The organism is Pseudomonas sp. 25 R 14 (genome assembly GCF_900004755.1).
GTDB classification, from domain to species: Bacteria; Pseudomonadota; Gammaproteobacteria; order Pseudomonadales; family Pseudomonadaceae; genus Aquipseudomonas; species Aquipseudomonas brenneri.
Map to the genome: position 1 here is coordinate 68,000 of NZ_CVTS01000020.1, position 21,972 is coordinate 89,971.

Annotated in this window: 25 protein-coding genes; 8 read left to right on the top strand and 17 right to left on the bottom strand. The window is 60.7% G+C overall.

Annotated features, from left to right (window positions below; translation table 11 throughout):
* The 5 genes from BFQ03_RS03205 to prlC form a co-directional block, all read right to left on the bottom strand.
* Positions 1–753, bottom strand: coding sequence for a gluconate 2-dehydrogenase subunit 3 family protein (locus tag BFQ03_RS03205; protein ID WP_032857094.1), 753 nt, complete (start codon positions 751–753; stop codon positions 1–3).
* A 202-nt stretch (positions 754–955) separates the two neighbouring features.
* Positions 956–1,642 (bottom strand): M3 family metallopeptidase, encoded by a 687-nt coding sequence (locus tag BFQ03_RS30970; RefSeq protein ID WP_345788446.1) that lies wholly within the window; start codon positions 1,640–1,642, stop codon positions 956–958.
* 32 nt (positions 1,643–1,674) lie between these two features.
* On the bottom strand, positions 1,675–2,988 hold the full coding sequence (locus BFQ03_RS30975; protein WP_175403874.1) for a M3 family metallopeptidase: 1,314 nt from the start codon (positions 2,986–2,988) through the stop codon (positions 1,675–1,677).
* Between the two features lie 128 nt (positions 2,989–3,116).
* On the bottom strand, positions 3,117–3,389 hold the full coding sequence (locus tag BFQ03_RS03215; protein ID WP_032857097.1) for a YheV family putative zinc ribbon protein: 273 nt from the start codon (positions 3,387–3,389) through the stop codon (positions 3,117–3,119).
* Positions 3,386–5,437, bottom strand: a complete 2,052-nt coding sequence (gene prlC, locus BFQ03_RS03220; RefSeq protein ID WP_065942462.1) for an oligopeptidase A — start codon at positions 5,435–5,437, stop codon at positions 3,386–3,388. The genes BFQ03_RS03215 and prlC overlap by 4 nt, the downstream gene beginning before the upstream one ends.
* Positions 5,438–5,538: 101 nt before the next feature.
* On the opposite strand from prlC, the gene BFQ03_RS03225 reads away from it, so the two are divergent.
* Positions 5,539–6,081, top strand: a complete 543-nt coding sequence (locus BFQ03_RS03225) for a gamma carbonic anhydrase family protein (RefSeq protein WP_065942463.1) — start codon at positions 5,539–5,541, stop codon at positions 6,079–6,081.
* Entirely contained in the window at positions 6,078–6,737 is a 660-nt protein-coding gene (locus BFQ03_RS03230) for an HAD family hydrolase (RefSeq protein WP_065942464.1), read from the top strand. The genes BFQ03_RS03225 and BFQ03_RS03230 overlap by 4 nt, the downstream gene beginning before the upstream one ends.
* Before the next feature lie 85 nt (positions 6,738–6,822).
* Here BFQ03_RS03230 and BFQ03_RS03235 read toward each other — a convergent pair whose 3' ends face one another.
* Positions 6,823–7,863 carry an aminopeptidase gene (locus tag BFQ03_RS03235; protein WP_065942465.1) on the bottom strand — a complete coding sequence of 347 codons (1,041 nt, stop codon included), beginning with the start codon at positions 7,861–7,863 and terminating at the stop codon, positions 6,823–6,825.
* Positions 7,864–7,950: 87 nt separating this feature from the next.
* On the opposite strand from BFQ03_RS03235, the gene BFQ03_RS03240 reads away from it, so the two are divergent.
* Positions 7,951–8,379: a PA0061/PA0062 family lipoprotein gene (locus tag BFQ03_RS03240; protein WP_032857104.1), complete on the top strand. Its 429-nt coding sequence runs from the start codon at positions 7,951–7,953 to the stop codon at positions 8,377–8,379.
* Here the strand turns inward: BFQ03_RS03240 and BFQ03_RS03245 are convergent, their stop codons facing one another.
* Together BFQ03_RS03245 and BFQ03_RS03250 are read right to left on the bottom strand one after the other, a co-directional pair.
* Positions 8,380–8,619, bottom strand: a complete 240-nt coding sequence (locus BFQ03_RS03245; protein WP_032857106.1) for a DUF1161 domain-containing protein — start codon at positions 8,617–8,619, stop codon at positions 8,380–8,382. It abuts the gene before it with no gap.
* Between the two features lie 143 nt (positions 8,620–8,762).
* Positions 8,763–9,194: an OsmC family protein gene (locus BFQ03_RS03250; protein WP_032857107.1), complete on the bottom strand. Its 432-nt coding sequence runs from the start codon at positions 9,192–9,194 to the stop codon at positions 8,763–8,765.
* A 211-nt stretch (positions 9,195–9,405) separates the two neighbouring features.
* On the opposite strand from BFQ03_RS03250, the gene BFQ03_RS03255 reads away from it, so the two are divergent.
* Entirely contained in the window at positions 9,406–10,407 is a 1,002-nt protein-coding gene (locus tag BFQ03_RS03255; protein ID WP_032857109.1) for an LLM class flavin-dependent oxidoreductase, read from the top strand.
* Between the two features lie 58 nt (positions 10,408–10,465).
* Here the strand turns inward: BFQ03_RS03255 and BFQ03_RS03260 are convergent, their stop codons facing one another.
* Positions 10,466–10,690 carry a DUF1161 domain-containing protein gene (locus BFQ03_RS03260; protein ID WP_032857111.1) on the bottom strand — a complete coding sequence of 75 codons (225 nt, stop codon included), beginning with the start codon at positions 10,688–10,690 and terminating at the stop codon, positions 10,466–10,468.
* Between the two features lie 114 nt (positions 10,691–10,804).
* On the bottom strand, positions 10,805–11,020 hold the full coding sequence (locus BFQ03_RS03265; RefSeq protein ID WP_032857113.1) for a dodecin: 216 nt from the start codon (positions 11,018–11,020) through the stop codon (positions 10,805–10,807).
* 155 nt (positions 11,021–11,175) lie between these two features.
* On the opposite strand from BFQ03_RS03265, the gene BFQ03_RS03270 reads away from it, so the two are divergent.
* Positions 11,176–11,502 (top strand): ElaB/YgaM/YqjD family protein, encoded by a 327-nt coding sequence (locus BFQ03_RS03270; RefSeq protein WP_003170746.1) that lies wholly within the window; start codon positions 11,176–11,178, stop codon positions 11,500–11,502.
* Here BFQ03_RS03270 and BFQ03_RS03275 read toward each other — a convergent pair.
* Positions 11,499–12,395, bottom strand: a complete 897-nt coding sequence (locus tag BFQ03_RS03275; RefSeq protein ID WP_065942466.1) for a LysR family transcriptional regulator — start codon at positions 12,393–12,395, stop codon at positions 11,499–11,501. The genes BFQ03_RS03270 and BFQ03_RS03275 overlap by 4 nt on opposite strands.
* A 109-nt stretch (positions 12,396–12,504) precedes the next feature.
* Between BFQ03_RS03275 and trpB the strand changes: the two genes are divergently transcribed.
* Together trpB and trpA are read left to right on the top strand one after the other, a co-directional pair.
* Positions 12,505–13,731 carry a tryptophan synthase subunit beta gene (trpB, locus tag BFQ03_RS03280; protein WP_032857117.1) on the top strand — a complete coding sequence of 409 codons (1,227 nt, stop codon included), beginning with the start codon at positions 12,505–12,507 and terminating at the stop codon, positions 13,729–13,731.
* Entirely contained in the window at positions 13,731–14,540 is an 810-nt protein-coding gene (trpA, locus tag BFQ03_RS03285) for a tryptophan synthase subunit alpha (RefSeq protein WP_032857118.1), read from the top strand. The genes trpB and trpA overlap by 1 nt, the downstream gene beginning before the upstream one ends.
* A 117-nt stretch (positions 14,541–14,657) precedes the next feature.
* Here the strand turns inward: trpA and BFQ03_RS03290 are convergent, their stop codons facing one another.
* From BFQ03_RS03290 to BFQ03_RS03315, 6 genes are all read right to left on the bottom strand, one after another.
* Positions 14,658–15,974 carry an MFS transporter gene (locus BFQ03_RS03290; RefSeq protein ID WP_065942467.1) on the bottom strand — a complete coding sequence of 439 codons (1,317 nt, stop codon included), beginning with the start codon at positions 15,972–15,974 and terminating at the stop codon, positions 14,658–14,660.
* 116 nt (positions 15,975–16,090) lie between these two features.
* Positions 16,091–17,239: a galactonate dehydratase gene (gene dgoD, locus BFQ03_RS03295; protein WP_032857121.1), complete on the bottom strand. Its 1,149-nt coding sequence runs from the start codon at positions 17,237–17,239 to the stop codon at positions 16,091–16,093.
* Positions 17,240–17,285: 46 nt separating this feature from the next.
* Positions 17,286–17,906, bottom strand: coding sequence for a 2-dehydro-3-deoxy-6-phosphogalactonate aldolase (locus BFQ03_RS03300; RefSeq protein ID WP_032857123.1), 621 nt, complete (start codon positions 17,904–17,906; stop codon positions 17,286–17,288).
* 1 nt (position 17,907) lies between these two features.
* On the bottom strand, positions 17,908–18,873 hold the full coding sequence (locus BFQ03_RS03305) for a 2-dehydro-3-deoxygalactonokinase (protein WP_065942468.1): 966 nt from the start codon (positions 18,871–18,873) through the stop codon (positions 17,908–17,910).
* 162 nt (positions 18,874–19,035) lie between these two features.
* Positions 19,036–19,362: a DOPA 4,5-dioxygenase family protein gene (locus BFQ03_RS03310; protein ID WP_032857125.1), complete on the bottom strand. Its 327-nt coding sequence runs from the start codon at positions 19,360–19,362 to the stop codon at positions 19,036–19,038.
* 31 nt (positions 19,363–19,393) lie between these two features.
* The gene (locus BFQ03_RS03315; protein ID WP_065942469.1) at positions 19,394–20,344 is read right to left on the bottom strand and encodes a choline sulfate utilization transcriptional regulator; all 951 of its coding nucleotides are present in this window, start codon (positions 20,342–20,344) and stop codon (positions 19,394–19,396) included.
* A gap of 103 nt (positions 20,345–20,447) precedes the next feature.
* Here BFQ03_RS03315 and betC point away from each other — a divergent pair, with 103 nt between their 5' ends.
* Positions 20,448–21,962, top strand: a complete 1,515-nt coding sequence (gene betC, locus BFQ03_RS03320) for a choline-sulfatase (RefSeq protein ID WP_065942470.1) — start codon at positions 20,448–20,450, stop codon at positions 21,960–21,962.
* Positions 21,963–21,972: the final 10 nt, after the last annotated feature.

The window sequence follows — 21,972 nt, forward strand, 5'->3', positions numbered from 1 at the left end:
TTATGCCCTCTCGCCACGGATGGAAACAGCCGGGAAGGGGTATTGCTCGTTGCGTTCAACCCAATCCATGAAATCGGCGCGGGCGCCGGGGAAGCCGATCATGGTCCAGCCGACCATGCCTTTGTTGCCGCCGTGGATCGGGTCGCAGAAGAACCCTTCCTTGGTGTTTTGCAGCAACAAGTTGAAGAAAATCTTCGGCGGTACCGCCGCGAAATGCTCGCCGCTTTCGGCACCGCCAGCCTCCAGGCGGCGTAGCAAATCATCCTGGGTAGCGCTGTCTTGCCCAGCAAATGCTTTACCGTTGAACGCTTTCGACCAGGAATCCGTGGCAGCGATACCCAGGCGATAAATCTCCTTGGGCACCAGTTTGCTCTGCCAGCCCATCTCGGGCGGCGCGTCGGCATTGAACGGGCCTTGCATGAACCACAGGGCACCACTGGCGTAAGGAGTGTTCATCTGACGGTCGATGTATTCCGGCGCACCGGCCTCCAGGGCGCCTGGGCCTTGGGCATCGGCAGGAATCAAGCGCGCGACGGCGGCGTTGATAAAGGCCCATTCCTCAGCCGTGAAGTAGCTGGGCTCGTAGGCCTTTTCACTGGCGGGGGCCTTGGCCGGGCTGGCCTGGGCAGGCGCCGGCGTGGCCATCAGCATCGAGCCGCCAAGGCCGGTACTGGCAACCGTGACCACCGGGATCAAGGTCAAGGATTTGCGCAAAAAGTCACGCCGGGGGTTGTCTCGATCTTGATCAGACATGGTGGCACCTCATCATGTGGTCACGGTTTTTTAGCCACTTCTGGGAGTGGCTTGTGGTTTGGGCAGCGAATTGGGCCAAAAGGACCCTAGGAAATAGAACGCAGCGGTAATAAATAGTTACGAAATGATAGCAGCCTAAGCATCAGACGAATCGTTTCAGCCACAAAATATCCAGAAATAGCACACAACGCTGACCAAGGGCCTAATGAGCAAGTGGCTCCTGCCCCTGGAGCAAGATGCCCGGCGTCACACCGAGAAACACCTGCAATGACTCGCACAATGGCCGCGAATTACCTGGGGCCAATACGGTCTCCCGAAAAGCACGCCCCGCTTGCGGGCTGAACACCCCCTCACGCAGAAACCTTGAAAAAGCTTCTTTTGCGAGGACACCGGACCACCGGTAGGAATATAGGTTGGCCTCATAGCCTTGCATGATATGGGTCAGCTGATTGACCGGGCGCAGGCCGGACAGCTCGGTCAAATACCCGACTTGCACGGCGGCATCGTCGAAGACCTGCTCAATGCTGCGCCCGTCGCCCCAGGTCCTGTGCAATTCGAAATCGAATAGGGCAGCCATCAATAACTCGGCCGTGTCCCAGCACGTTTGAATGGAGAGATGGCTCACTTGCCTATGCGCCAAGCCGTCCGACAGACGCTCACCCGTCTGATGATGGCGGGACAGCCAAGTGAGTACTTCTGGCTGGAAGCACCACTGCTCAAGGAACTCGCCAATAAACTCCGAAGTGTCGCGCCCGTAGCCAGACGAACTCGAAACCTCACGGTGCTCGGCGCTTGTCAGTACTTGTTGCAAGCAGTGCCCAAACTCATGGAATAGAACTCTCAGTTGGGCGTGGTCAAGCAAATAGGGTTGCCCAGGCTCCTCCTGCATGAAATTACACTGCAAGACAACGCTCGGACGCGTCAGTAAACCCTCGGCATCCTTGTGCCGATCGCGCAAGGCAAAGCTGTTTGGAGCCTCATCCGCCCCGCGCGCAAAAATGGTTCAAAGAACACATAGCCAAGGACTTCGTTGAACTCCTGCACCTCGAACAGACGAACAGACGCACTCCACCGATCAAAATCCGTGCGCTCAACGAACTGCACGCCAAACAATTGCTGGAAGAGTTCGCACAACCGAAAGAGCGTGTCATCCAACGTAAAATACTCACGTAACTGTTGCGCAGAAACACCGGCAACTTGCTGGCGAATCCTTTGCGCGAAGAACGCGTAGTCCCACAGTTTCAGATCAAAGACCCCATGGCTAGCGGCCATTGCCTGGAGTTGCAGTAGGTCACTGGCAAAGGTGGATTGCTCACTTGCCAGTTGTTTTTGCAAAAACGCCAGCACTTGGTCGGTGGACGTAGCCATTTGGTTTTCCAGCGCCAACTGGGCAAAGTTGTCGTAACCCAATAGTTTGGCGATCTCATGGCGCCCATCCATCACCACCCTCAGGTGGTCGCTGTTATCGTACAAGCCCGCGTGCGGACCGATATCAGAAGCACGACTATAAAATGCACTGCATACCTCCTGGCGTAGCCCCCGGTTCGCGGCTTGCGCGAGCAAACGTCGAACCGTCTCACCCTCCAATGTGACCAACCAGCCGGTCAATCCCTGCGCGCGGGCCTTGGCCGCCATCGAGTGCTTGAGGCTGGCGGGCACGCCCTCAAGCAATGTCTCATCCTGGATATGCTTGCTCCACGCAGCAGTTGCTTGAATGAGTTGGTAGGAAAAGTCGGCTTCAAGCTGCTGATTGACCGCTGTCAGGTAAGCCAGACGTTCACGGGACGTGGCCGGCAACATGGCGCCTGACCTTCGATACCGCGCCACGGTTTTTTCCAGTACGCGTTGACGCGACGGGTCGAAAAGCCGCGCTATCGGGCTCGCGCCAAGGCTTGCGTAGAGAGCATGCAGTTGCGGGCTGGCGGCCAGTTCTGCTCTATAAGCATTCAACTGATCATGGAAGTCGCTGGCGGCGCGCCTCCAGTCATCATCGATGGCTACAGAGTCCAGCACCATGACTATGCGCTGGGCCGCATCGAGGCGGGCGTAGAGATCACTCATGGCCAGCACCACGTCATCCCATGTAGGGAATAGCGCTTGGGTTTGTAGGGTTTCGTCCACCTGACGGCGGCTGTCGGCAATCAATGCCTGTGCCGCCGGCGCGAGGTGTTCGGTGTGGACCTGCGAGAACAGTGGTAGGTCACCGGTCTGTAGCAAGGGGTTGTGGCCAAGCATGGGTTCGTTCCTTTTTGTCCTTCGAGTGGAACTCGAAAGTCTAAAAAAAACCAATCCGGGCCAAGCAATACCTATGTACATCGCCTTACGCCGCAGAGGGGCGAAAGGCGATGGGGTGTTTCAGTCAATCAGTGTTTTTTCAACTTGGGGTTGGGAAAGAACTGCACCGCCTGCACTTTGGCATCCGGTACTTTCAACGCCGAGGTGTTAACCCGAGTACCCAGCTCCCTGGGCACCGACAACCCCTGGTCATTGAGCGTGTCGGTATACCCACAGGCCACGCATTCGCGATGCGGCACGCTGTCCTCGGTCCACATCTTCAACTTGTCCGGCTCGCTGCACGCCGGGCACACGGCGCCGGCGATAAATTGCTTCTTGGTGATCACAGGTCCGTCACTCATGCTGCCGCGTCCTCACTCAGGCCGCTGTGGCGCAAGAGTGCGTCAATCGACGGTGCACGTCCGCGGAAGTCGACGAACAGCACCATCGGCGCCTGGGAACCACCACGGGCCAGGATCGCCTCGCGGAAGGCACGCCCGGTTTCAGGGTTAAGCACACCGTCCTCTTCAAACTTGGAAAAGGCATCCGCCGACAGCACTTCGGCCCACTTGTAGCTGTAGTAACCCGCCGCGTAACCACCGGCGAAGATGTGCGCAAAGCTGTTGGGGAAGCGGTTGTAGGCTGGAGGGCGCATCACCGAGACTTCGTCACGCACGCCTTCAAGCACCTGCGCCGCACTGCGGCCATCGCCGTGGGTGGCGTGCAGCTCAAAGTCGAACAGCGAGAATTCCAGCTGGCGCACCATCATCAGGCCGGACTGGAAGTTCTTCGCCGCGAGCATTTTCTCCAGCAGGTCCTGAGGCAGTGCTTCGCCGCTTTCATAATGGCCGGAGATCAGTGCCAGGCCTTCCGGCTCCCAGCACCAGTTCTCCATGAACTGGCTCGGCAACTCCACTGCATCCCAGGCCACGCCGTTGATGCCAGACACGCCCGCGTGTTCAACCCGGGTCAGCAGGTGGTGCAGGCCATGGCCGAACTCGTGGAACAGGGTAGTGACTTCATCGTGGGTCAGCAGGGCAGGTTTGCCGCTGTCGGCCGGCGTGAAGTTACACACAAGGTTAGCCACCGGGCTTTGCAGCACACCGTCAACGGTGCGGCGACGGTCGCGCGCGCCGTCCATCCAGGCCCCACCACGCTTATTGGCGCGGGCGTACAGGTCGAAGAAAAAGCGGCCGACGTGCTGGCCGTTTTCCTTGATTTCAAACAGGCGGACATCCGGGTGCCAGGTGTCGAAGCCTTTCTGCTCGGCGATCTCGATGCCGTACAGGCGCTGGACGATGGCAAACAGGCCGCCCAGCACTTTGTCGATCGGGAAGTAGGCGCGCAGGGCTTCCTGGGACACGCTGTAGCGTTGCTCACGCAATTTTTCGCCGTAGAAACCGCTGTCCCAACTTTGCAGGTCGGTGCAGCCCTGTTCGGCGGCATAGGCCTTGAGCTGCTGCAGGTCCTGGGTGGCGAATGGCTTGCTGCGCTTGGCCAGGTCGCGCAGGAAACTCAGGACCTGATCGCTGGACTCGGCCATTTTGGTGGCCAGGCTCAGCTCGGAGAAGGAGGCGAAGCCGAGCAGTTGGGCCAACTCCTGACGCAGGTCGAGGATCTGTTCCATCACCGGGCCGTTATCGTTCTGACCGGCATTCGGGCCCTGGTCCGACGCACGAGTGCAGTAGGCGGCGTAAATTTCCTCACGCAGGGCGCGGTCCTGGGCGTAGGTCATCACCGCGTAGTAGCTGGGGAATTCCAAAGTGATCAGCCAGCCATCCAGCTCTTTGGCCTGGGCTGCGGCAGCCATTTGTGCCTTGGCGGAATCGGTCAGGCCGGCCAGGGTCGCTTCGTCGGTAACGTGTTTGGTCCAGGCCTGTGTGGCGTCCAGCAACTGGTTGGAAAACTTGCTGCCCAACTCGGAAAGCTTGCTTTGCACTTCGGCGTAGCGCTTTTGCTGTTCCGGCGGCAGGTCGATACCCGACAGGCGGAAGTCGCGCAGGGCGTGTTCCAGAATGGTTTTTTGCGCCACATCGAAACCGGCGGCTTCGGGGCTGCTGGCCAGGGCTTCGAACGCCTGGAACAGCTCACGGTTCTGGCCCATCTCGGTAGAGTAGGCGCTCAATGCCGGCAGGCAGGCCTCGTAGGCTTCGCGCAGTTCAGCGCTGTTGCACACGGCATTGAGGTGGCTGACCGGGCTCCAGGCGGCGCCCAGGCGGTCGTTGAGTTCGTCCATGGCCAGGATCAGGCCGGCCCAGGTAGGATTTTTTCCCTGGCTTTGCAGGATGCCGTCGATGGCGACCCGGTTGTCGGCCAGGATCTGTTCGATCGCCGGTTGGACGTGCTCGGCACGGATCGCCGAGAACGGCGGCAGGTCGTAGGACTGCAAAAGAGGGTTGTTCGCGCTCACGGTTGGCACCTTGGCTGAAGAAACAGATAAGACAAAGATGGGGCCATCTTAATTACAATCAATGCCCACCGCAGCTATCAACCAAACAGAGAGAGGCTATCGTGACCCTTCGCACCTATCAGAATCACGCGCCAACCCTCGGCGCCGGGGCTTTTGTCGACGCTTCGGCGGTGGTGATCGGCGATGTTGAAATTGGCGCAGACAGTTCGGTCTGGCCGCTGACGGTGATTCGCGGCGACATGCACCGCATCCGCATCGGCGCACGCACCAGCGTGCAGGACGGCTGTGTGCTGCACATTACCCACGCCGGCCCCTTCAACCCTGACGGTTTCCCGCTGCTGATCGGCGACGACGTGACCATCGCCCACAAAGTCATGCTGCATGGCTGCACCGTGGGCAGCCGGATCCTGATCGGCATGGGCAGCATCGTGATGGATGGCGCCGTGGTTGCAGACGATGTGATCATCGGCGCCGGCAGCCTGGTACCGCCGGGCAAGAAACTTGAAAGCGGTTTTTTGTACGTGGGCAGCCCGATTAAACAGATCCGTGCGCTGACTGACAAGGAACGCGCCTTTTTCACCTACAGCGCCGCGAACTACGTGAAGCTCAAGGACCTGCACCTGGCAGAAGGATTCGACCGATGACCCTGGATTACCAGACAGTTCTATTCGACCTGGACGGCACCCTGACCGACCCACGGGAAGGCATCACCCGTTCGATCCAGTACGCCTTGAGCAAGCTGGGCATCGATGAGCCTGACCTGACCAAGCTCGAACACTTTATCGGCCCGCCGCTGCTGCAGGCCTTTATGCAGTTCTATGACTTCGACGAGGCCCGCGCCTGGGAGGCCGTGAATTTCTATCGCGAGCGCTTCAAAGTCACCGGGCTCTATGAAAACCGCGTGTTCGAGGGGGTCATGCCATTGCTCGAAGCGTTGAATGGCCAGGGGCGCCAGCTGTATGTGGCCACCTCCAAGCCGTGGGAATTTGCCCGGGAGATCGCCCGGCATTTCGATTTCGCCAAGCACTTCAAGGTGATCTACGGCAGCGAGCTGGACGGTACGCGCACCAACAAGGTCGAATTGATCGCCCATTTGATGCGCGAAGAAGGGCTGGACCCGGCCAGCACCTTGATGATCGGCGACCGCAAGCATGACCTGATCGGCGCGCGCAGCAATGGGCTGGATGCGGCGGCGGTGGGGTATGGGTTTGGTAGTTTTGAAGAGTTGAATGCCGAGGCGCCGCGCTGGCATTTTGAGACGTTGGCCGAGATGCATCAGGCGTTTTTGCGGCGGGTTTGAGCTCGCTATCGCGGGCAAGCCCGTTCCCACATTGGCCGGTGTTCACACATCAAAATGTGGGAGCTGGCTTGCCTGCGATGAGGCCCTAAAGGCCGCCTACCAACTGCCGCAACGCCACTTTGCGCGGCTCCACCGGCAAGCGCCCCAACTGTTCCACAGCCCTGTAGAACTTCAGCCAATCCCCACCTTCCTGCGCAAACAATGCCGCAAACGCCGGCACCCACTGGTCGTACAAACCAAACGGCAACAACCGCGCATTGTTCATCGGCTGGTTGATCCAGGCGTCATAACGCTTGTCGCCGGCCCACTGGTTGTCGCGCATCTGTCGATAATCATTGCGCAAACGCTCGAATTCGGCCGCCTTGGCCTGACGCATCGCATCCGCTGCCAAGGGCTGCGCATACAGGCGTTCCAGGCGGGTGCGGGTGTCGAGAATCAACTGGATAAACTGGTCGCGCTGTTTCAGGCTCGACTCGCTGGCAGGCGCAAGGCCACGGGCCGCGCGCCATTGCCGGGTGCCTTCCTGCTCGACAAAGGTGGCAAACGACTCATTGAACTCGGTGTCGTCCTTCACATAAAAACGCTGGTGAGCCAACTCGTGAAAAATCACCGTGGCCAAGCGCTCTTCGCCCCAGCGCATCATCGAACTCATGATCGGGTCGTCGAACCAGCCCAAAGTGGAATAGGCCTCGACCCCGCCAATCGACACATCCATGCCGCGCAGTTGCAGCAACGCCGCCTCGCCACGCGCCGCGCCCTGGCTGTAATAACCGCGATAGGCCACGCACCCGGCAATTGGGAAGCAATGGTTCTGGGGCAACAAGGAAAACTCTGAAGTAGCGAAGACATTCCAGACGACGTACGGCCGACCGATATCGGCATACAAGCGGTAACTCTGGTTGTCCGGCAGATGCAGTTGCTGGCTGGCGAAGCTACGCGCCTTCTGGGATTGCGCCAGGTGATCGCGCAGCACTTGTGGCCGCGCCGGGTCAGCAATGACCTCGGCCACCGGTTCGCGCGAGCGCAGCAACTGCCATTGGCCGCTGGCCAGTTGGCTGTAATAGCTGACACTGGAGCAGCCGCCGAGCACTACACACATCAGCCCCGCCAATAAACGCCATGCCATTTCAAACTGCTCCAGGGTGATGGGCCTGCCAGACTATCTGGCTTGTTGGCGCTATGCTCACACCATTCCTACCGTAGAGTGCCCAACATGCGTCAGCTCTTGCCTGCCCTGGTGGCGATTTTTCTCAGCGCTTGCGCTTCCACACCAATCCCGCCAGCCGACCCGCAACAGGCCTGGGTCGATTTCGCCACCCCGACGCCGGGCGCCAAGTTGGTCATGGCGCAGCGCCTGGATGGCAAAAATCTCAACGACGGGCGCTACTTCCAGGTGCCACCGGGTAGCCACGAATTGATGGTGCGTTTTGATTTCGAGGTGTATGCCGGCGGTGGCCTGGGCAGCGGACTGAGCCAGCCCCAGGACCGTACCTGTTTTATCACCGTGCAATACGACCAATTCGAAGCCGGCCAGCGCTATCGCCTGGAAGGGCGCTCGCTGGGCTTCACCCCGAATATCCGGCTGTATAACGCACAGCGTCAGTTGCTGGCAGAGGAACGCAGCGTCAACTGTATTCCCTGATCAGTCGTCATTGCGCTGGTAGATGATGCGTTTGGTGCCGTTTTCGCAAGAGCCGACGATCATGGCTTCGTCATGATTCTTGGCTTCTTCGGCAGTGATGATTTCCAGGGTGTAGGACGGAATCGCCTTGGCCTGCAGGCCAACTTCAATCTCTTTCCTGAGCTCTTCACAGTCTTTCGGTGCGGCCATTGCCGACGTGGCCAAAGCACCGCAGATAATCGCCAAGGCAAAACGTTTCATGTGTGAAGCTCCCTAAATGCATCGCGCACGGGTGTGCGCCAAAGGCTGCATGGATATGAGACCACATTTGCGAAACGCGAGTTCTGATTTAACGCACAACAAAATGTGGGAGCTGGCTTGCTCCCACAGTGGACCTGCGCAGATCAGTTGATGAGGGTGCCATCCAGGGTGATGGTCGCATTCAGGACCTTAGACACCGGGCATCCTTCCTTGGCTTTTTTGCTCAGCTCATCGAACTGCGCCTGGCTCGCGCCCGGGATCTTGGCCTTGAGGATCAGGTGCACCGCGGTGATCGCAAAACCACCGTCCACCTGGTCCAGGGTGACTTCGGCCTGAGTGTCGATGCTGTCGGCCTTGAGCCCGGCCTCGCCGAGAATCATGGAAAAGGCCATGGAGAAACAGCCGGCATGGGCCGCGCCGATCAATTCTTCAGGGTTGGTGCCCTTGCCACCTTCGAAACGCGCCTTGAAGCCGTAGGGCGCTTCACGCAGTACGCCGGTTTCGGTCGAGATAGAACCCAAGCCGGTCTTCAGGTCGCCTTCCCAGTGAGCGGAGGCTTTTTTCACGATACTCATAGCAATCTCCCAAGCAGTGGTTTTGCATCAGTAAGGTTCTGAGGATAGAAGCTCTGGCAAAGTTCACCTCATCAGAAAAACCTAGTGGCTCAGTAGGAAATTTCACGAGTGCTATTGAATCTCGGGTATATGCCCTCATTGCATAGAGCATGCACATGAAGCGGCAGGTTTTGGTTCGTCACAAGCCTGCGCCCTTAGGAGAAGCAGGCTTATGAAACCACTGTCCGATGTGAAGTTCTCGACCCTCGACCTGGTGCCGGTGCGCGCCAATGGCAGCCCGGCGCAGTCGCTGCGCAATTCCCTGGACCTGGCCCAGCACGTGGAAAAACTCGGCTACACCCGCTTCTGGGTGGCCGAACACCACAATATGGATGGCATCGCCAGCTCCGCGACCTCGGTACTGCTCGGCTACCTGGCCGGCGGCACCTCGACCATTCGCGTCGGTGCAGGCGGCGTGATGCTGCCCAACCACGCGCCACTGGTGATTGCGGAGCAATTCGGCACCCTGGAAAGCCTCTATCCTGGCCGTATCGACCTGGGCCTGGGGCGCGCGCCCGGCTCCGACCAGATGACCGCCCGCGCCCTGCGACGCGAGCGCTCCGGCAGCGCCGATGACTTCCCCGAAGACGTGGCCGAACTCATGGCGTACCTGGGTCCACGCACGCCCGAGCAACGGGTGATCGCGATGCCTGGCACCGATACCAACGTCCCGGTGTGGCTGCTCGGCTCAAGCCTGTTCAGCGCCCAACTGGCCGGTGAGCGCGGTTTGCCCTACGCCTTCGCCTCCCATTTCGCACCGCGCATGATGCATGAGGCGATTCGCGTCTATCGCAATCACTTCAAGCCTTCGGCTGTCCTCGACAAGCCCTACGTGATGCTCGGTGTACCACTGGTGGCCGCCGATACCGATGAGCAGGCCAATTACCTGGCCACCTCGGTCTACCAACGAATTCTCGCGCTGATGCGTGGGCAGAGCCTGGTGCAGCGCCCGCCGGTCGACAGCATGGACGGCCTGTGGCTGCCCCATGAGAAAGATGCCGTAGGCAGTTTCCTGGGCTTGGCGATGGTGGGAAGCCCGGCGAAGATTCGCGCCAAGCTGCAGGTACTGATCGAGCAGACCGGTGCCGATGAGCTGATCTTTACCTGTGACTTGTACGAGCATGCTGATCGGATTCATTCCTACGAGCTGCTGGCGCAAGTGATGAAAGGCTGACCCACAGGCACAAAAAAACCGACGCTCTGGCGTCGGTTTTTATGTCTGGCACACGGGATCACCCGCGGTTGTAGACGATTTCCTTGGTACCACCTTCGCAACTGCCGACCACTTCGCCATTGGTTGCAGTGCCTTTATCCACGATTTCCAGGGTGTACCCGGAGGCGCCATTGGCCTGGATCTTGGCGTCGATTTCGCTTTTCAGTTCGCCACACGGTTTGCCCGCCGCCAGGGCCGTACCCGCCAGGCTCAACAAACCTACCGCTAACAGAAGCTTTTTCATCCGTTACTTTCCTTGCGCTGATCAAAAAATGTACGCCGACGCATTTGGCATCGGCGCCCACAGGTGTAGCGCAGGTTATGGCAATCGGCCAGCGTGCAAGTTCAACCGAGCCTATCAACTATTGGCAATACGAAAGCCCACCTTGAGGGTCACCTGAAAGTGCGCGGCCTTGCCATCCTTGATGTGGCCACGGGTTTCGGTCACCTCAAACCATTCCAGGTGCTTGATGCTCTTGCTGGCCTCGGCCAGGGCATTGTTGATGGCGTCCTCGATGCTGGTAGGCGAGGAGCCCACCAATTCGACTTTCTTGTAGGTGTGATGATCAGACATGAGCGTTCTCCTGGGTCGTTGAATAAAGCCTAGCAGTGATTCTTCGTACTGCTTCTGGCGACCCTTCTCACTTGAAAGTTCAGATTTACTGCACTTTCTGAAAGCCCCGGAGTCGGAATCAACACATGCCACTCAATCACTCCAGGAGAGCCCACATGGCCAACACCTCTTTACGCAAAGCGTCATTGGAAAGCATGGAAGCCGAGATTTCGAGCCTGCTCAAATCCCTTGAGAGCCTCAAGGACGATGCATCGGACGAGTCGCGCAAAACCCTGAAGGCCCTCAAAAGCAATGCCGAGAATGCCCTCAAGCACTCCCGCCACCTGATCAGCGATGCCTACGAAGAAAGCAAAGTGAAAATCCGCGAGACCGGAGTTGCCACCCGTGACTATGCGCAGGAGCACCCTTGGACCACCGCCGGCGTTGCCGTGGGCGCCCTGGGCCTGCTGGCGGCCTACCTGCTGTGCAAACGCGGTGACTAAACCGGCTGGCGCTCAAGCTCAGTCTTGAGCCACTGCGCCAGTTGCCGGGCGCGCCCATCCGCGGCGCGCTTGGGTAGCCACAACGCCAGGTGCGCCGGGGTTTCACTGAATCCCCACGGCGCCACCAGGCGACCGCCGCGCAAGTCCTCCGCCACCAGCGGTTGCGGCGCAATCGCCACCCCCAGGCCCGCCACGGCCGCCTCCAGCAAATAATACAAATGCTCAAACCCCTGGCCGTATTTCAACGCGCCGGCCTCGATGCCATGGTGCTGGGCCCAGTTGGGCCAGGCTTGCGGGCGTGAGGTGGTGTGCAACAAGGCCTCGCCCAGCAACGCCTGCGCAGGCGCCTCGCGCAGCGCCTCGTAATGAGCAAAACGTGGGCTCATTACCGGGCCGATACGCTCGCTGGCCAGTTCGTAGACCTGCATATCCGCCGGCCATGGCGGCTCGGCGAACACCAGCAAGGCATCCAGGCCCGGACGCCGTGGGTCAAGATCGCCTTCACCCGCCGACAGGTGCAGGCGCAAATCCGGCAGATCGGCGTTAAGGCGACCCAGGCGCGGAATAAACCAGCGCGCCAGCAGGCTGCCGGAACAACCGAGGACGAACGGTGCGTCGGCGCTGCTTTGGGTCAACTCCCCGCACACATCCCGCAGGCGCTCGAACGCCTCGAAACTGGCATCGCGCAGCCGCACGCCTGCATCTGTGAGTTTAATGCCGCGCCCATCCTTGACGAAAAGACTCAACCCAAGATGCTCTTCCAACACTTTCAGTTGTCGGCTGACGGCGCCGTGGGTCACGTGCAATTGCTCGGCAGCCTGGCTGACGCTGTTGAGGCGGGCAGTGGCTTCGAATGCGCGCAGGGCATTAAGCGGGGGAAGGTTTCGGTTCATCCGTGAGTTTTCCTGACAGGTTGTGGCGATCTTATCGGTTTTCACGGTCAAGCGTCAGAGGTAGAGTGACCGTCATTGCCTCCCCCACACTTTCTTCCTGGAGCGTCCCATGACTCAGTCCCAGACCGATTTACGCAACGGCCCTGACGCCAACGGCCTGTTTGGCGCGTTCGGCGGCCGCTACGTGGCGGAAACCCTGATGCCGTTGATCCTCGACCTGGCCCGCGAATACGAAGCGGCGAAGATCGATCCGGCATTCAACGAAGAGCTGGCCTACTTCCAGCGCGATTACGTCGGACGCCCAAGCCCGCTGTACTTCGCCGAACGCCTGACCGAATTCTGCGGCGGCGCCAAGATCTACCTCAAGCGCGAAGAGCTGAACCACACCGGCGCGCACAAGATCAACAACTGCATCGGCCAGATCCTGCTGGCACGGCGCATGGGCAAGAAACGCATCATCGCCGAGACCGGCGCCGGCATGCACGGCGTGGCCACCGCCACCGTCGCCGCGCGGTTTGGCCTGCAATGTGTGATCTACATGGGCACCACCGATATCGAGCGCCAACAGGCCAACGTATTTCGCATGAAGCTGCTGGGCGCCGAAGTGATCCCGGTAGTCGCCGGCACCGGCACCCTCAAGGATGCGATGAACGAAGCCCTGCGCGACTGGGTGACCAACGTCGACAGCACCTTCTACCTGATTGGCACCGTGGCCGGGCCACACCCATACCCTGCGATGGTGCGCGATTTCCAGGCGGTGATCGGCAAGGAAACCCGCGACCAGTTGCAAGCCCAGGAAGGCCGCCTGCCGGACAGCCTGGTGGCGTGCATCGGCGGTGGCTCGAACGCCATGGGCCTGTTCCACCCGTTCCTCGATGACACCAGTGTCGAAATCATCGGCGTCGAAGCGGCCGGCTACGGTATTGAAACCGGCAAGCACGCGGCCAGCCTCAACGGCGGCGTACCGGGTGTGCTGCACGGCAACCGTACCTTCCTGTTGCAGGACGACGACGGCCAGATCATCGACGCCCACTCGATTTCCGCCGGCCTCGATTACCCCGGCATCGGCCCGGAGCACGCCTGGTTGCACGATATCGGCCGCGTCCAGTACACCTCGGTGACGGATGACGAAGCCCTCGACGCCTTTCACAAATGCTGCCGCCTGGAAGGGATCATTCCTGCACTGGAAAGCGCCCACGCCCTGGCTGAAGTGTTCAAGCGCGCACCCACCCTGCCCAAGGATCACCTGATGGTGGTCAACCTGTCGGGTCGTGGCGACAAAGACATGCAGACCGTGATGCACCATATGGAAACCGCCAAGCAGGAGAAACACTGATGAGCCGCCTGCAAACCCGCTTTGCCCAACTCAAGGAACAAAACCGCGCCGCCCTGGTGACCTTCGTCACTGCCGGCGACCCGGGTTATGACACCTCCCTGGCGATCCTCAAGGGCTTGCCGGCAGCCGGCGCCGATGTGATCGAGCTGGGCATGCCCTTCACCGATCCGATGGCCGATGGCCCGGCCATCCAACTGGCCAACATCCGCGCGCTGACCGCCAAGCAGAACCTGGTGAAAACCCTGCAGATGGTCCGCGAGTTCCGCCAGGGCAACAACGATACGCCGCTGGTGCTGATGGGCTACTTCAACCCGATCCACATGTACGGCGTGCCACGTTTTATCGCTGACGCAAAAGAAGCCGGCGTCGATGGCCTGATCGTGGTCGATATGCCGCCGGAACATAACAGCGAACTGTGCGACCCGGCCCAGGCCGCCGGTATCGACTTTATCCGCCTGACCACGCCGACCACCGACGATGCACGCCTGCCCACGGTGCTCAACGGCAGCTCGGGGTTTGTGTACTACGTCTCGGTGGCCGGTGTGACCGGTGCCGGTGCCGCCACTCTGGAACACGTGGAAGAGGCCGTCGGCCGTCTGCGTCGCCATACCGACCTGCCGATCAGCATCGGCTTCGGCATCCGCACCCCGGAACAGGCCGCCGCCATCGCCCGCCTGGCGGACGGTGTGGTGGTGGGTTCAGCGCTGATCGACCATATCGCCAATGCCAGCAACGACCAGCAAGCAATTGATGGGGTGCTGAGCCTGTGCGCAGCCTTGTCGGAAGGTGTACGCAACGCCCGTAAATAATCCCCACCCCTTGTAGGAGCGAGCTTGCTCGCGAAGACCGTCAACGATAACGCGGGCATCCTGGATGAACGCGGTGTCTTGACGTTTTTCGCGAGCAAGCTCGCTCCTACAACAGCTTTATTCCTTCAGTTCGATACGTTCGACCTTACCCACCAGCAATATGTAGGACAGCGCCCCCAGCAGCGCCAGCACTGCAATGTAGGTAATCGCCGGCGCAAACGAATCGCCCGTGGCCAGAAAGCCAATCACGATGGGCGTGGTGATCGCCGCCAGATTGCCGATGAAGTTGAACACCCCACCCGTTAATCCCAACAACCGCGCCGGCGCCAGGGTCGAGACCAGCGACCAGGTGATCGAGGCCAGGCCGTTGCCGAAAAACGCCACCGCGAGGAACGCAATCACCAACGGCGTCGAGTCGACGAAGTTGGCGCCGATGATCGCCGTGGAGATCAGCAAGCCGCTGATGATCGGCAACTTGCGCGCAAAACCTACCGAGGCACCACGGCGGATCAGCCAGTCGGAAAACAGCCCGGAACACAACACACCGACAAACGCCGCAAGGAACGGCAACGAGGCGAGCAGGCCGGACTTGATGAAGTCCATGCCGCGATATTTCACCAGGTAGGTCGGGAACCATGTCAGGAAAAACCACAGGGTCGAGTTCAGGCAGAACTGGCCCAGGTAGATGCCCCACAGCTTGCGTTTAGTCAGAACGATGCCCAGGTCGACCCAACTGAACGGCGTCTTGCGCTTGGCCACTTGAGCGCTGAGGTCCACCAGCCCGCCGCCGTCGCGGATCAGCTCGATTTCCGCACTGTTGATGCCCTTGAAGTCCCGAGGCTCACGGTAGACCGCGTACCAGACCACCGCCCACAAGATGCCCACCGCCCCCGTGCTGATAAACACCATGTGCCAGCCATAGTGGTGCTGCAACCAGGCCAGGACGGGGGTGAGGAACGCCAGTCCGACAAACTGCCCGGAGGTATAGAAGCCAATGGCCGTCGCGCGCTCACGCTCGGGAAACCAACTGGTGACCACCCGGCTGTTGATCGGATAGGCCGGCGCCTCCAGGGCACCTACTGCCATGCGCAGCACGAACAGGGCGATAAAGCTGGCGGCAAATCCCAGCATCACTGTGGCGATGGACCACAACAGCAGGGCGACGGTGTAGAGAATGCGCGGCGGCACCCGGTCCACCAGCCAGCCGCCGGGGATTTGCATGGCGGCGTAGGTCCAGCCGAACGCCGAGAAGATCAGCCCCACATGCACCGGGTCGATGCCCAGCTCGCTGGTCAGGGCCGGCGCGGCAATCGACAGGTTGCTGCGGTCCAGGTAGTTGATCACCACCGTGATAAACAGCAGGACCATGATGAAGTAACGCTTGCGGCTGGGCGTGACTAAAGACGCCTGGCCGGTGAGGGTTTCAGGTTGCATGGGGGGAGCCTCTTATTATGTTTATTGAGGTCTGAACAATTTGACTGAAGAAACCGTATTCCGTGTGGGAGCGGGCTTGCTCGCTCCCACACGGACCGCGTTCCATTAGGCAAAAATCACCATTCGGCGAAGCTGCCATCGGCATGCCGCCAGATCGGGTTGCGCCAGCGATGGCCGATGGCGGCCCGTTCAATCACATATTCCTCGTTGATCTCAATCCCCAGCCCCGGCCCGTTGGGGATCTTCACAAAGCCCTGGTCGTAGTCGAAAACACCGGGGTCGCGTACGTAATCGAGCAAGTCGTTGCTCTCGTTGTAGTGAATGCCCAGGCTTTGTTCCTGGATAAACGCGTTGTAGCAAACCGCGTCCAGTTGCAGGCACGCCGCCAGGGCAATCGGCCCCAGCGGGCAGTGCAGGGCCAGGGCCACGTCGTAGGCCTCGGCCATGTTGGCGATCTTGCGGGTTTCGGTGATGCCCCCGGCGTGGGACGCATCCGGCTGGATGATGTCGACGTAACCTTCGCTGAGCACGCGCTTGAAATCCCAGCGTGAGAACAATCGCTCACCCAGGGCAATCGGGGTGCTGGTCAAAGGTGCCAGCTCCTTGAGCGCTTCGTAGTTTTCGCTCAGTACCGGTTCTTCGATAAACATCAGCTTGTACGGGTCCAGCTCTTTCATCAGCACCTTGGCCATAGGCTTGTGGACCCGGCCGTGGAAGTCCACGCCGATGCCGACATTCGGGCCGACCGCATCGCGCACGGCGGCGACATTGGCCAGGGCTTGGTCAACCTTGTCAAAGGTGTCGAGAAACTGCAGCTCTTCGGTGCCGTTCATCTTCACCGCCGTAAACCCACGGGCCACGGCTTCCTTGGCCGCGCGGGCAGTGTCGGCCGGACGGTCGCCGCCGATCCACGAATAGACGCGGATCTTGTCCCGCACCTGGCCGCCCAGCAGGTCGCTGACCGACACACCGAGGGCCTTGCCCTTGATGTCCCACAGCGCCTGGTCGATGCCAGCGAGAGCACTCATATGAATCGCGCCGCCACGGTAGAAGCCGCCGCGATAGAGCACCGTCCAGATATCTTCGATATTGCGTGGGTCTTTGCCGATCAAGTAGTCGGACAGTTCCTCGACCGCCGCCGCTACGGTGTGGGCGCGGCCTTCAACCACAGGCTCACCCCAACCGGTCACGCCCTGGTCGGTTTCCACTTTGAGGAAGCACCAGCGCGGCGGCACGATAAAGGTGGTCAGTTTGGTGATTTTCATCTTCTTGTCTCTCTTGTCGGATGCAGCGCCTGGGTGCCAGGCACACTCAGTTCAAGGCGTTCCAGGCAGCGACATAAGCCTGGGCACGGCTCGCCACCTGATCGACCGTCATGCCAGGCTTGAACAGCCCGGAGCCCAAGCCAAAACCCTTGGCCCCGGCGTCGACGAAGACCTGCATGTTGTCCGGGGTTATCCCGCCTACCGGCAGCAACACCGTGCCGGCCGGCAACACCGCCAGCCAGGCCTTGATCACCGCCGGGCCCATTTGCTCGGCCGGGAACAGCTTCAGCACATCGGCACCTTCGGCCAGGGCGGCAAAGGCTTCGGTCGGCGTCGCAACACCGGGCGACAGGTACAGGCCCGCGGCTTTCGCGGCACGCAACACCTTGGCATCGCTGTGCGGCATGACGATGACCTGGCCACCGGCCGCCTTCACCTGCCCGACCTGTTCCGGCGTCAGCACGGTGCCGGCCCCGATCAGGCAATCGGCGGGCAAGGTCTCACGCAAGATGCGGATGCTGGTGTAGGGATCGGGCGAGTTGAGCGGCACTTCGATCACCCGGAACCCGGCCTGGTACAACACTTGGCCGACAGCTGCGGCCTCATCCGGGCGCAGGCCCCGCAGGATTGCGATCAAACCGTTGTGTGTGAGTGCTTGCTTGAGCATGTCAGGCCTCGATTGCAGGTTGAGTGAGCCCGGCGGCCAGCGCCAATTGCCAGAGGCCGCGCTCGGTCGCTTCTTGCGCGAGGCTGACTTGGCTGAAACCACACAGGGCGAGGGCGCGTTGATAACGGGCACAGAGGGCGCTGGCGCCTACCAAAATGATCGGCGTGTTGCGGGAACGGTCGGGCAAGCCGGCCAGTTCATGGCCGATCAGCAAGCCGGAGAGGTAATCCGGCTGCTGCTCGGGGGCCAGTTCGGCGGTCAGTCCCAGGGTGCGCGCGCTGAATAGCGTCGACAGCACACCGCGCTGGCCATCCTGTGACAGCGCCACACGCACGCCTCGATCAAAGGCGTCGGCCTGGAACTGCCCGGCAATCTTTTGCGTACGTCCGAGAATGCTGTGCTTGCCCAACACCGCGAACAGCTCACCAGTCATAAACGTGTCGAAGTGGGTGATGCAGCCGTCGACCACCTCGACCCACTTGGAATGGCTGCCGGGCAAGCCGATCAATAACTCACCGCTGGCCGGCAGGTTTTGCAGCACGCCGAGCACCTGGGTTTCTTCGCCGCGCATCACGTTGGGCAAACCGACCTGCTCGATCACGCCGGGCACGATATGCACATCGACACCGCGCAGGCTGCGCACCTTGTGCAGCGCCTGGCCCAGGCTGGAGACGTCGACAGGCGTATTGCGATAAGCCGCTTCGCTCCAACCCTGGGCGCTGCCGACCATGCCGCAGGCAATCACCGGCAGATCGGGCTGGGCGTCGAGCCAGTCGCCGCAGGCCGCATCGAAGGCCAGTTCAAAACCGTTGCTGCTGTGAACACCGGCAATCAGCCGCGGTTCACTGGGTAAATGCATGATCCCCGACGCCAGCGAACGCTGTTCGAGGACCTGGCCACCAGAGCCGAGTTTGTAGGCACGAAGGGAACTGGTTCCCCAATCGAGCGCGATCAATTGCGCCGGCATCGCTTCACCTGAAATGTTGCAGAGGGCCGACTATAAACCTAAGGCCAGAAATATCTCAATATATAAATATCAATCCCATATACTGGAACAACACAAAGAAAATCCCCACGCCATCGTGCTTTTCATCGCACATGAACGTGGGGATTCGCTGACAGAAACGGCTTAAAAAATCGACAGATCCAAGGGCCGCATCGCGCCCATCCAGATCGCGTAGTCGGTGTGGTCCTTCAGGTCATCACCGGTATCGGGGTGCAAGAACACCACCAGCCCGTTGCGATTGAGCGCCAGCCACGGCAGCGCCACGCCGATGTATTGGGGATCGAACGCCAGCTGGCAGCTCCAGTCCGGATGCGGGCCCACCGGACGCTCATGCATGCGCCCCATGCGCACCGGGAAGATGGCCGCCGCGCTTTCACAAAGCTTGCGCGCCTGGTCGATCGTGCTGGCGTCGAAGTAGATGTGGGCGTGATAGCCCTTGATACGTTGCATGACTGGCTCCGGGCTCGTTGATCGGCCGATCCTAGACCGCAATCGACGGCAGGGCCAGCCCGGCCAGCGATTGCGCGCTGCTGGCCTGCTCGGCCACCAGCCAGTCGACAAACCGCTCGATCAACTGTCCGCGCCGCTTACGCTGGGGCAATACCACGTAATACCCAAAGCGCGAGATCACCGTGTCGCCAATCGGGCGGCACAGCCACTTTTGCTCCAACAGGTTATCCACCAGGTGGCGCCAGCCGATGGCCACGCCCTGGCCGGCAATCGCCGCCTGGATCAGCAGCGTGTAATTGTCGAAGCGCAGCGGCCCCGGGGTCGGCGCGGCGCTGATCCCCAGTTCGCGAAATACGCCGCTCCAGTCGAACCACTGACTGTTGTTCTCCTGGCGCAGGTGCAGCAACGGCAACGCTTGCAGGCTCTGCAACGACAACGGCGCGGTGCGGCCCTTGAGCAGTTGCGGGCTGCACACCGGAAACACTTCTTCGTTGAACAGCCACTGGCTGTCGCCCTGCTTGAAGCGACCGTCACCAAACAGCACCGCCACGTCGATATCGCTGCGCAAGGTCGCGTGATTGCGCTCGCTGGTGACCAGGCTCACATCCACCTGCGGGTTGGCTTCGTGAAAGCGATGCAGGCGCGGCATCAACCAATAGGCGGCGAAGGCAAAGTCGGTGGCCACTTGCAGCACTTCGTGCTGATCCTGTTGGGTGATCGTGCTCAGGCCCGTGTTGATGCTCTGCAAGCCGGCCTGGACGTGTTCGAACAGCAACACGCCTGCATCCGTCAATTCGATGCCTCGGTAGATACGGTCAAACAGACGCACCGCCAGTTGTTCCTCCAGGCGCTTGATCTGCTGGCTGACGGCCGGCTGGGTGGTGCCCAACTCCATCGCCGCCGCCGTGAAGCTGCGATGGCGGGCGGCGGCTTCAAAGGCCCGCAGCAGGTCCAGCGACAGGTTTCCCAGGGCTTCATACATAAGCGGCACTTATCCTAGACATTGCTTTTCATGGGCTTTACCACGTTTTCCATGGCCCGCATGCTCAATCGCATAAACATTGACTATGGAATGCTGCGAAACCATGAAGCGCAAGAACATTCTTTTCATCATGGCCGATCAAATGGCCGCGCCGTTGCTGCCCTTCTACGGTCCTTCGCCGATCAAGCTGCCGAACCTGAGCCGCCTCGCCGCCCAAGGCGTGGTGTTCGATGCCGCGTACTGCAACAGCCCACTGTGTGCGCCGTCGCGTTTTACCCTGGTCAGCGGCCAGTTGCCGAGCAAGATCGGTGCCTACGACAATGCGGCGGATTTCCCCGCCGATGTACCGACCTACGCCCACTACCTGCGTCGCCTCGGCTATCGCACGGCGCTGTCGGGCAAGATGCATTTCTGCGGGCCGGACCAGCTGCACGGCTATGAAGAGCGCCTCACCAGCGATATCTACCCCGCCGACTATGGCTGGGCGGTGAACTGGGACGAGCCGGATGTGCGCCCCACCTGGTATCACAACATGTCGTCGGTGCTGCAAGCCGGCCCGTGCGTGCGCACCAACCAGCTGGATTTCGACGAAGAGGTGGTGTTCAAGGCCCAGCAGTACCTGTTCGACCATATTCGCGAGGACGGCGACCAGCCGTTCTGCCTTACAGTTTCCATGACTCATCCCCACGACCCGTACACCATTCCCAAGCCGTTCTGGGATCTGTACGACGATGACGACATCCCGATGCCTACAACGCCGGCCCAGGCGGACCTGGACCCGCATTCCCAGCGCCTGCTCAAAGTCTACGACCTGTGGGACAAACCGCTGCCTGTGGATAAGATCCGCGATGCGCGGCGTGCCTACTTCGGGGCATGCAGCTATATCGACAGCAACGTCGGCAAACTCTTGCAAACCCTGCAGGACACTGGCCTGGCGGAAGACACCATCATTGTGTTCTCCGGCGACCACGGCGACATGCTCGGCGAACGCGGGCTCTGGTACAAAATGCACTGGTTTGAAATGGCCGCGCGGGTGCCGCTGCTGGTCAGTGCGCCGGGGCAATTTTCGGCCGGGCGGGTGAGTGCGGCCGTGTCCACCGCCGACCTGCTGCCGACCCTGGTGGAACTGGCCGGCGGCGAACTGGACGCCCACCTGCCCCTGGACGGCCGCTCGCTGGTCCCGCACTTGCTGGGGCAGGGCGGGCATGACGAAGTGTTCGGCGAATACATGGCCGAAGGCACCATCGGGCCGCTGATGATGATTCGCCGGGGCGCCTACAAATTCATCTACAGCGAGGATGATCCGTGCCTGCTGTTCGATGTGCATAACGACCCGCGTGAACAGGAAGAACTCAGCCAGTCAGCACAGCATCGCCCTCTGTTTGAGGCGTTCCTGGCTGAAGCACGGGCCAAATGGGACATCCCGGCGATCCACCAGCAGGTGCTCGCCAGCCAACGCCGCCGTCGCCTGGTCAGCCAGGCGCTGGCGGTGGGCAAACTCAAGAGCTGGGACCACCAGCCACTGGTCGACGCCAGCCAGCAATACATGCGCAACCACATCGACCTCGATGATCTGGAGCGCAAGGCACGTTATCCACAACCCTGCCAAAACCAATAAAACCAATGAG

Excerpts from the sequence above, each read along its gene's own strand:
- BFQ03_RS03205 (WP_032857094.1), bottom strand. The coding sequence starts at position 753 with ATGTCTGATCAAGATCGAGACAACCCCCGGCGTGACTTTTTGCGCAAA.
- BFQ03_RS30970 (WP_345788446.1), bottom strand. The coding sequence starts at position 1,642 with ATGCAGGAGGAGCCTGGGCAACCCTATTTGCTTGACCACGCCCAACTG.
- BFQ03_RS30975 (WP_175403874.1), bottom strand. The coding sequence starts at position 2,988 with ATGCTTGGCCACAACCCCTTGCTACAGACCGGTGACCTACCACTGTTC.
- BFQ03_RS03215 (WP_032857097.1), bottom strand. The coding sequence starts at position 3,389 with ATGAGTGACGGACCTGTGATCACCAAGAAGCAATTTATCGCCGGCGCC.
- BFQ03_RS03230 (WP_065942464.1), top strand. The coding sequence starts at position 6,078 with ATGACCCTGGATTACCAGACAGTTCTATTCGACCTGGACGGCACCCTG.
- BFQ03_RS03235 (WP_065942465.1), bottom strand. The coding sequence starts at position 7,863 with ATGGCATGGCGTTTATTGGCGGGGCTGATGTGTGTAGTGCTCGGCGGC.
- BFQ03_RS03240 (WP_032857104.1), top strand. The coding sequence starts at position 7,951 with ATGCGTCAGCTCTTGCCTGCCCTGGTGGCGATTTTTCTCAGCGCTTGC.
- BFQ03_RS03245 (WP_032857106.1), bottom strand. The coding sequence starts at position 8,619 with ATGAAACGTTTTGCCTTGGCGATTATCTGCGGTGCTTTGGCCACGTCG.
- BFQ03_RS03250 (WP_032857107.1), bottom strand. The coding sequence starts at position 9,194 with ATGAGTATCGTGAAAAAAGCCTCCGCTCACTGGGAAGGCGACCTGAAG.
- BFQ03_RS03255 (WP_032857109.1), top strand. The coding sequence starts at position 9,406 with ATGAAACCACTGTCCGATGTGAAGTTCTCGACCCTCGACCTGGTGCCG.
- BFQ03_RS03260 (WP_032857111.1), bottom strand. The coding sequence starts at position 10,690 with ATGAAAAAGCTTCTGTTAGCGGTAGGTTTGTTGAGCCTGGCGGGTACG.
- BFQ03_RS03265 (WP_032857113.1), bottom strand. The coding sequence starts at position 11,020 with ATGTCTGATCATCACACCTACAAGAAAGTCGAATTGGTGGGCTCCTCG.
- BFQ03_RS03270 (WP_003170746.1), top strand. The coding sequence starts at position 11,176 with ATGGCCAACACCTCTTTACGCAAAGCGTCATTGGAAAGCATGGAAGCC.
- BFQ03_RS03275 (WP_065942466.1), bottom strand. The coding sequence starts at position 12,395 with ATGAACCGAAACCTTCCCCCGCTTAATGCCCTGCGCGCATTCGAAGCC.
- trpB (WP_032857117.1), top strand. The coding sequence starts at position 12,505 with ATGACTCAGTCCCAGACCGATTTACGCAACGGCCCTGACGCCAACGGC.
- trpA (WP_032857118.1), top strand. The coding sequence starts at position 13,731 with ATGAGCCGCCTGCAAACCCGCTTTGCCCAACTCAAGGAACAAAACCGC.
- BFQ03_RS03290 (WP_065942467.1), bottom strand. The coding sequence starts at position 15,974 with ATGCAACCTGAAACCCTCACCGGCCAGGCGTCTTTAGTCACGCCCAGC.
- dgoD (WP_032857121.1), bottom strand. The coding sequence starts at position 17,239 with ATGAAAATCACCAAACTGACCACCTTTATCGTGCCGCCGCGCTGGTGC.
- BFQ03_RS03300 (WP_032857123.1), bottom strand. The coding sequence starts at position 17,906 with ATGCTCAAGCAAGCACTCACACACAACGGTTTGATCGCAATCCTGCGG.
- BFQ03_RS03305 (WP_065942468.1), bottom strand. The coding sequence starts at position 18,873 with ATGCCGGCGCAATTGATCGCGCTCGATTGGGGAACCAGTTCCCTTCGT.
- BFQ03_RS03310 (WP_032857125.1), bottom strand. The coding sequence starts at position 19,362 with ATGCAACGTATCAAGGGCTATCACGCCCACATCTACTTCGACGCCAGC.
- BFQ03_RS03315 (WP_065942469.1), bottom strand. The coding sequence starts at position 20,344 with ATGTATGAAGCCCTGGGAAACCTGTCGCTGGACCTGCTGCGGGCCTTT.
- betC (WP_065942470.1), top strand. The coding sequence starts at position 20,448 with ATGAAGCGCAAGAACATTCTTTTCATCATGGCCGATCAAATGGCCGCG.